A 5,456-nucleotide genomic window follows, 5' to 3' on the forward strand; every position below is an offset into this window, starting at 1 on the left:
GGTCATGTGAGGGCTGCGCCGGAGGGGGCGGGGGGAAGCCGTCAGTCTAGTACGCGTACGTGACGACGTCCTCGCGCACCTTGGAGACGATGCCGCCCCAGTTGCCGTTGGCGTAGTGGTTGTACGACTCGCCGTCATCGCGCAGGGAGACGGAGTGGAAGCTCCACTTCGCGCGGCCGTCGCTGCACGCCGCCGTGCCCGTGTTCAGCGTGCCGCCGCAGAACCAGTCGCCGGGGTTGCAGTAGGACCCGTTCCCACTGCCGGACACACCACCGGTGGAGTGGTAGGACACCGCCTCGTCGTCCTGGCCGGGGAGGATGCCGGAGTACGCCGTCCCCTTGGCGCCGGCGAACATGTAGAACCAGACGTTGCGCGTGGTGTTGTGGTTGAACATGGCGCGCGCCGTCGTGGTGACCAGGTCGCTCACCAGCGGGTCGCTCACCGCCCAGTCGCCGTGGTCCGCCAGCTCGCTGCCACCGCCCGCGCCGGACGCGATGTCCACCCACTTGATGTTCCAGCCCGTCTGCGTGGAACCGTCCGTGTTGCCGCACTCGCCGTTGGCGTTGGGCGTCGCGTTCTTCTTGCTGCGCGCGCTGCCGCCGTACAGCGACAGGGCGTAGCCGATCTGCAGGTCACCGGCGCTGTGCGCGGCGATGTAGCACCAGTTCGTGCCCGTGCAGAAGCAGTCCAGCGCGTTGCGGACCCGGTAGTTCTCCGTCCCGATGCGCTGCGTGCCGTTCCAGTTGACCGCCTTCTTGTTCACCCCCGCCGCCGTGCCCGCCGGTCCCCAGTAGCTGAAGTCCGCGTAGTTGCCGGCCTTCGTGCTGTTGCCGTTCTTGCCGTGGATCCACAGCGTGTAGTTGGTCGCGGCGGCTTCGGTGCTCACCAGCAGCGTCGCGGCGGCCACGGCCGCGCCAATCAGCGTCTTCATCGGGGTGTGTCTCCTGGCCTCTCCAGAGGGATGAGAGGGCTTTGCGCACGGCCGCAGGCCGGGCGAGGGGACGACCACTCTAGGGGTTGTCTTCAATGAACGCGATAAGCCGACAGCCACGGTGTTACAGAAAAAGCTGACGCATTGCGCCGGCCGGAAATGTCACACCGGGGTATCAAGGACCCCGCTGTTCACGAAGCGCTCCAGGCGTATCAATGCTTCCGGCAGGTTGGCGCGACCCAGGCCCAGACGGAAGTGATTGCCTTCAAAGGCATACACGTTTCCAGGCAACAGCAGCACGCCCTCGCGGGCGATGAGTGCTTCGGTGAAACGACCCACCGGGATGTTTCGCAACAAACGGGGGAAGGCGACGCTGCCGGCGCGCGGACGCACCCAGCGGAACGTCTCCGGGTGGCGGGCGAAGAACGCATCCAGCAACGCGAGGTTCCGGGTGAGCAGGCCCCGGCTGCGCGCGAGCACCTGCTCCCGGGCCTTGAGGGCGATGAGGGACAGCACCTCGCTGGGGGCGCTGTTGCACAGCGAGGTGTAGTCCTTGAAGGACCGGCACCGCGCCAGCAGCTCCGCGTCCCGGCACGCGAGCCAGCCCACGCGCAGCCCCGCCAGGCCGAACGCCTTGGACATCACGCCCAGGCTCACGCCCTTCGTGAAGCACGACGCCGCGGGCGGCAGCGTGTCCGCGGGGTCGTACTCCAGCAGGCGGTACACCTCGTCGGAGAAGAGGGGGATGCCTCTCGCCTCGCACAGCGCGCACAGGGCCTGGAAGGTGGCGCGGTCCGGCAGCGAGCCCGTGGGGTTGTGGGGGAAGTTCACGACCACCATGCGCGTGTCGGGGCGCAGCGCGGCCTTGAGCGCCTCCAGGTCCAGCGCCCAGCCGTCCTCCTCGCGCAAGGGGAGCAGCGTCACCTGGGCGCCGGTGGCGCGCGCCACCTCGTACAGGGACTGGTAGCCCGGCCACGTGACGACGGCGTGCGTGCCCGGCCCCAGTTGGACGTTCATCGCCACGAACAGGGCTTCCTGCGCGCCCGCGAAGGTGAGGACGTCGTCGGGCGTGAGGCCCGGGTACATCCCGGCGACGGCCTCGCGCAGCACGGGCAGCCCCGACGTTTCGGTGTAGCCCAGCGTCAGGCCCTCCCACCGCGCCCGGTCCTCCGGGGAGGCGAGCGCCAGCAGGTCCGCCATGCGCCAGCCCTCCACGTCGGAGGCGCACAAGAGGTAGGGCGCGGCGAACTCCCAGCGCGCGAAGTACCGCTCCAGCTCGAAGTCGGGAATGTGCATGACGTCCTCTCGCGTGGCGCCCGCCTGCCCGCCCGGGGGCGGAGCGGGCCCGTGAGCCTTGCCGGACAGGCGAGCGGCCGGGCGCGCAGCCGGGAGCAACCGGAGACGCATGCATAGCTTGAGTCGCGACCCGTTGAAGCGCTTTCCCACCCCGCGGTGAGTTCAAAGGGAGTTCGCATGGCCTCGACGAAGATTCCCCTCAAGCTCCTGGACCCGGATGGCGGCTGGGTGAATGCCCCGGTCCACGTCTCGGAGCTCGATGGCCTGCCCGTCCTCCTGCACTTCTGGACCATGGACTGCGAGGACTGCGCTGGGCAGTTCGAGGCCGTGAACCAGTGGGTGGTGGACTTCGGGCCGCGAGGGCTGAAGGTGATTGGCGTGGACGTCACCCACTCCGAGACGGAGCTGCGCGACACCAACAAGGTGGAGGGCTTCGCGCGCGAGCACGGCCTGCGCCACCCCATCGCGATGGACGACGGCTCCATGGCCAGGGTGTACGGCGTGGACAAGCACCCGGCCTTCCTCCTCTTCGGGACGGATGGGCTCTTGAAGAATCGCATTGGCGGCAAGGACGCCGTGCGCCGCGTGCGCGCGCTGCTCAAGAACCTGCCCGAGGGGGAGCGGGAGCTGTCGGGTCAGATTTCCGACGCCGAAGAGGCCCAGCTCCCGGCCAGTCCCTAGGGCCCCGGGCCGCCCCTTCCTCCCCTCTCCTTCAGGAGTCGCACCATGGCTGAACGACGTCACACCGAGCGAAAGGGCCTCTCCCTCGGAGCACTGGCCGCCGGGGTCGGCGCGGCCGTGGGCCTGGGCCGCGCGCTGCGGCCGCGCTACAGCTTCAAGGACCGCACGGTCATCATCACCGGGGGTTCGCGGGGCCTGGGGTTGGTGATGGCGCGCCTGCTGCTGAAGGAGGGCGCGCGGGTGGCCATCTGCGGCCGCGACAACGAAACGCTCCAGCGGGCCCGCGCGGAGCTGGAGCGCGAGGGCGGCGAGGTGCTGGCCGTCCGGTGCGACGTGCGCGACCAGGTGCAGGTGGACGCGATGGTGGGCGCGGTCCACGAGCGCTGGGGCGCGGTGGACGTGCTCATCAACAACGCGGGCATCATCATGGTGGGCCCGCTGGAGTCCATGACCCTGGAGGACTTCGAGGAGGCCATCGACGTTCACCTGTGGGGCCCGCTGTACACGACGCTCGCGGTGGCGTCGGACATGAAGCGGCGCGGCGAGGGCCGCATCGTCAACATCGCCTCCATTGGCGGGAAGGTCAGCGTGCCGCACCTGGTGCCGTACTCCGCGAGCAAGTTCGCGCTGGTGGGCCTGTCGGACGGCCTGCGCACGGAGCTGGCCCAGGACGGCATCAAGGTGACGACGGCGTGCCCCGGCCTGATGCGCACGGGCAGCCCGCGCAACGCGTCCTTCAAGGGCGACCACGAGAAGGAATACGCGTGGTTCCACATCAGTGACTCCACGATGGGCGTGTCCATGGGCGCCGAGCGCGCGGCGCGCAAAATCATCGAGGCGTGCCGGCGCGGGGACGCGGAGGCCCTGGTGGGCCTGCCCGCGAAGCTCGCCACGGCGGGCCGGGCCCTGGCGCCCAACCTCACCGCGCGCCTGCTGGACGCCGTCAACCGCCTGCTGCCCCAGGACAGCAACCCGGACCGCTACCGGGGCAGCGACAGCGAGACGCCCATCACCCGCTCCTGGCTCACGGAGATGAGCCGCCGCGCGGCGGAGCGCAACAACGAGAACGAGGTGTCCCTGCACTAGGCAGGGGACACCCCGGGCGGACGCCTCAGGCCTTGCCGTCCATCTCCGCCAGCTCCATGCGCCAGTGGCCCCGGTGCTCGTACGCCTGGGCCAGCTGGTCGTTGAGCGCGGTGAGCATCTTCACGTTCCCATCCTGCTCGTAGCCCTTGAGGGCCTCCTCGCAGGCGGGCACGCGGGTGAGGAACGTCTTCAGCGCGTCCAGGCTCAATTCCTTCACATACATGCCGTACCCCAGCTTCTCCAGGTACAGGGCATTGAGCACCTGCTCGAACTGGCCTCCCACCGGGATGCTCAGCAGCGGCTTGTGCAGGTAGACGGCCTCGCTCATCAGCGTGTAGCCGCCGCCGGCCACCACCGCGCGCGCCGTGCGCAGGTCGTCGATGAAGCCCGCCTCGCTGAAGGGCCGGTAGGTGAGGTTGCCATCCACCAGGTCCTCCTTCAGGTCGCGGCGCAGGCCGTACACGCGGCACGGGACGCCGGACTGCTTGAGGATTTCGGGCAGGTGCGTGTTGGTCGTCGCCGTCTGGTACACCAGCAGGTGCTCGCCGCGCTCCGACTTCGCCGACAATATCTCCGGCCGGAGGATGGAGGGCGCCAGCGTGGTGCGGCGCTTGCGCAGGGGCGGGTAGAAGAACGTCGTCGCCAGGTAGTGGAAGGCCCCGGGCAGCTTCGCCTTCACGATGGCGCGCGTGGCCTCGAAGCTCTCCTCGTGGCCCGCGAGCAGCGACGGCTCGTGCTGGCAGCGGTTGATGACCTGCATGTTGTCCACGCTGATGACGGGCAGCCGGTGGTTCTTCGCGAACAGGTAGCTGAACGTCTCGAAGTCGCTCACCACCACGTCCGGCTTGAAGCCCTCCACCAGGTCGAAGTACTGGCGCACGTTCTGCGGCCAGCCCTTCACGGCGCCCTGCAGGTTCTGCAGCACCGTCTGCCACTTCTTCACCGAGTTCCCCTCGTAGGCGATGGTCAGGCCCCAGATGCCGTGCACGTTCTGGAAGCGCTGGGACAGGTAGCTCTGCGCCCGCCCCGACACCACGATGTGGACCTCGTGTTCCTTCGTCAGCGCTTCGAGCAGCACGCGCGAGCGCGTCGCATGGCCCATCCCCTCGCCGACGACCCCGTACAGGATTCGCATGGTCCGGAAGCATACGCGCCAGCGGCCTTCATCGCCCCGTCCCACCCGCGTCGGTGCTACGCCTCGCGTCCATGACCGCCCTGCCCTCCTCCCGGGGTACCGCCCTCCTGCGCGCCGCGTCGCTCGGGTTGGTCGCCGGCCTGCTCCTGGGCGGGCTCCTCCTGCTCGCCCGGGGCGCGAAGGGCGTCTTCTTCCCCGCCGACTGCACGGGCCTGTCCGACCCCGAATGCCAGCTCGCCCGGGAGACCGACCGCGACCTGGGCCGGGTGCAGACACTCTCCGGGGGCGCGCTCGTCGCCCTGGGGGCCGCCCTCTTCGCCCTCACCC

6 protein-coding genes are annotated in these 5,456 nt (G+C 69.5%); 3 read left to right on the top strand and 3 right to left on the bottom strand.

The genetic code is table 11. The features are described from left to right. Positions 1–46: 46 nt before the first annotated feature. Together D7Y13_RS37865 and D7Y13_RS37870 are read right to left on the bottom strand one after the other, a co-directional pair. Positions 47–931: a hypothetical protein gene (locus tag D7Y13_RS37865; protein WP_120538030.1), complete on the bottom strand. Its 885-nt coding sequence runs from the start codon at positions 929–931 to the stop codon at positions 47–49. A gap of 162 nt (positions 932–1,093) precedes the next feature. Continuing rightward, positions 1,094–2,227 (bottom strand): aminotransferase class I/II-fold pyridoxal phosphate-dependent enzyme, encoded by a 1,134-nt coding sequence (locus D7Y13_RS37870; RefSeq protein ID WP_120538031.1) that lies wholly within the window; start codon positions 2,225–2,227, stop codon positions 1,094–1,096. 177 nt (positions 2,228–2,404) lie between these two features. On the opposite strand from D7Y13_RS37870, the gene D7Y13_RS37875 reads away from it, so the two are divergent. Then, positions 2,405–2,908 carry a peroxiredoxin family protein gene (locus tag D7Y13_RS37875; protein ID WP_120538032.1) on the top strand — a complete coding sequence of 168 codons (504 nt, stop codon included), beginning with the start codon at positions 2,405–2,407 and terminating at the stop codon, positions 2,906–2,908. Positions 2,909–2,953: 45 nt separating this feature from the next. Further along, on the top strand, positions 2,954–3,994 hold the full coding sequence (locus D7Y13_RS37880; protein ID WP_120538033.1) for an SDR family NAD(P)-dependent oxidoreductase: 1,041 nt from the start codon (positions 2,954–2,956) through the stop codon (positions 3,992–3,994). Between the two features lie 25 nt (positions 3,995–4,019). Here D7Y13_RS37880 and D7Y13_RS37885 read toward each other — a convergent pair whose 3' ends face one another. Further along, positions 4,020–5,129, bottom strand: coding sequence for an MJ1255/VC2487 family glycosyltransferase (locus D7Y13_RS37885; RefSeq protein WP_120538034.1), 1,110 nt, complete (start codon positions 5,127–5,129; stop codon positions 4,020–4,022). 71 nt (positions 5,130–5,200) lie between these two features. Here D7Y13_RS37885 and D7Y13_RS37890 point away from each other — a divergent pair. Beyond that, positions 5,201–5,456: hypothetical protein (locus D7Y13_RS37890; protein ID WP_120630969.1), on the top strand; the 256-nt coding region annotated here is incomplete at its 3' end.

The sequence above is a fragment of the Corallococcus praedator genome, assembly GCF_003612125.1.
Lineage (GTDB): Bacteria > Myxococcota > Myxococcia > Myxococcales > Myxococcaceae > Corallococcus > Corallococcus praedator.

Coding starts and splice junctions, on each gene's coding strand:
- D7Y13_RS37880 (WP_120538033.1), top strand. CDS start 2,954: ATGGCTGAACGACGTCACACCGAGCGAAAGGGCCTCTCCCTCGGAGCA.
- D7Y13_RS37875 (WP_120538032.1), top strand. CDS start 2,405: ATGGCCTCGACGAAGATTCCCCTCAAGCTCCTGGACCCGGATGGCGGC.
- D7Y13_RS37865 (WP_120538030.1), bottom strand. CDS start 931: ATGAAGACGCTGATTGGCGCGGCCGTGGCCGCCGCGACGCTGCTGGTG.
- D7Y13_RS37870 (WP_120538031.1), bottom strand. CDS start 2,227: ATGCACATTCCCGACTTCGAGCTGGAGCGGTACTTCGCGCGCTGGGAG.
- D7Y13_RS37885 (WP_120538034.1), bottom strand. CDS start 5,129: ATGCGAATCCTGTACGGGGTCGTCGGCGAGGGGATGGGCCATGCGACG.